The sequence below is a fragment of the Streptomyces sp. NPDC030296 genome (assembly GCF_055572815.1).
In genome coordinates this window covers 156286-156609 of sequence record NZ_JBVICQ010000017.1, presented here as the reverse complement: position 1 = coordinate 156609, position 324 = coordinate 156286, and the positions used below count along the sequence as shown (strand labels likewise).

The 324-nt window shown below is 71.3% G+C and carries 1 protein-coding gene; it reads left to right on the top strand.

Annotated elements, in window-relative coordinates; all coding sequences use genetic code 11:
- The coding region (locus ACZ4Z3_RS36580) for a tetratricopeptide repeat protein (RefSeq protein ID WP_468505088.1) at positions 1-324 on the top strand (324 nt) is incomplete at both ends.

Sequence of the window (324 nt, the reverse complement as noted above, 5' to 3'; positions counted from 1 at the left end):
GAACGGGCCATCCCGCTGTTGGAGGCCACGCTTGCCCAGCGCGAGCAGGTGCTGGGCGACGCCCACCCCGACACCCTGACCAGCCGCAACAACCTCGCCTACACCTACCTGCTGGCGGGGGACCTGGAACGGGCCATCCCCCTGCTGGAGGCCACCCTCGCCCAGCGCGAACAGGTGCTGGGCGACACCCACCCCAACACCCTGACCAGCCGCAACAACCTCGCCCACGCCTACCTGCTGGCGGGGGACCTGGAACGGGCCATCCCCCTGCTGGAGGCCACCCTCGCCCAGCGCGAACAGGTGCTGGGCGACACCCACCCCAAC